The organism is Escherichia sp. KCJ4928 (assembly GCF_004352695.1).
In the GTDB taxonomy this organism is placed as follows: Bacteria; Pseudomonadota; Gammaproteobacteria; order Enterobacterales; family Enterobacteriaceae; genus ECMA0423.
Genome location: NZ_SJWV01000411.1, coordinates 1 through 1,304 on the forward strand (window position 1 = coordinate 1; position 1,304 = coordinate 1,304).

Genomic DNA, 1,304 nt, shown 5'->3' on the forward strand with positions numbered 1-1,304 from the left:
GTGCCTGTCCTGTGGACAAGCAAATATGCACCTCCCACGCTAACGCGCGGGCCCCCAACCTCACCGTTCTGAAACCACAGCAAAAAGACATCAGGAATAAAAACACCACACAAACGCAGCACCGTGCCACCCCTCATAACTGAAAAGCGAGGCCGCCCCCGCCCGAAGGGCGGGAACAACATCGCTTTTAATTATGAATGTTGTAACTACACCTCATCATGGCTGTCAGTGTTCTGGCTGGAAGTATCGAGTACACGCTCGTAAGCGGCCCTGACGGCCCGCTAACGCGGAGATACGCCCCGACTTCGGGTAAACCCTCGTCGGGACCACTCCGACCGCGCACAGAAGCTCTCTCATGGCTGAAAGCGGGTATGGTCTGGCAGGGCTGGGGATGGGTAAGGTGAAATCTATCAATCCGTACCGGCTTACGCCGGGCTTCGGCGGTTTCACACCTGTGCTACATGTAACCACCGTATGCCGCCTTACATGCGCTGACGCGCATTATTTGCCTTGTTCCGTCTGAAAGTAATCACTATGATTAAATATGATTAACAACTAATCGGATATGCAAATGAAAAACAATACCGCACAGGCAACAAAAGTCATTACCGCGCATGTGCCATTACCTATGGCTGATAAAGTCGACCAGATGGCCGCCAGGCTGGAACGCTCCCGGGGCTGGGTTATCAAACAGGCGCTTTCTGCATGGCTTGCCCAGGAGGAGGAGCGTAATCGCCTGACGCTGGAAGCCCTGGACGATGTGACATCCGGACAGGTTATCGACCATCAGGCTGTACAGGCCTGGGCGGACAGCCTCAGTACTGACAATCCGTTACCGGTGCCACGCTGATGGAACTGAAGTGGACCAGTAAGGCGCTTTCTGATTTGGCGCGGTTATATGATTTTCTGGTGCTGGCCAGTAAACCTGCGGCCGCCAGAACGGTGCAATCCCTGACACAGGCACCGGTCATTCTGTTAACTCATCCACGTATGGGAGAACAGTTGTTTCAGTTTGAACCCAGGGAAGTCAGACGGATTTTTGCTGGCGAGTACGAAATCCGTTACGAACTTAATGGCCAGACTATTTATGTATTGCGCCTGTGGCACACACGAGAAAACAGGTAGATTGTGTGTGGGGACAACTTAACAGGGGGCCGCTTGGAATTCGGAAAATAAACCACGTTAAGACTATTTTTTAGTCAAATAACTTTCAGGAATCGCCAGAATGGCGGGACAACAGCGGTTTTGGTGTCCGAAATCGTACAATTCTGTATATCTACGCAAGGAAATGTACGGAAGTAAGC

The 1,304-nt window shown here is 51.9% G+C and carries 2 protein-coding genes; both read left to right on the forward strand.

Annotation, left to right across the window (positions count from 1 at the left end):
* Window positions 1-565: 565 nt before the first annotated feature.
* On the forward strand, window positions 566-850 hold the full coding sequence (locus E0D98_RS24355) for a ribbon-helix-helix domain-containing protein (RefSeq protein WP_001178089.1): 285 nt from the start codon (window positions 566-568) through the stop codon (window positions 848-850).
* Window positions 850-1,125, forward strand: a complete 276-nt coding sequence (locus tag E0D98_RS24360) for a type II toxin-antitoxin system RelE/ParE family toxin (RefSeq protein WP_000421257.1) — start codon at window positions 850-852, stop codon at window positions 1,123-1,125. The genes E0D98_RS24355 and E0D98_RS24360 overlap by 1 nt, the downstream gene beginning before the upstream one ends.
* The last annotated feature ends 179 nt before the right edge of the window (window positions 1,126-1,304 follow it).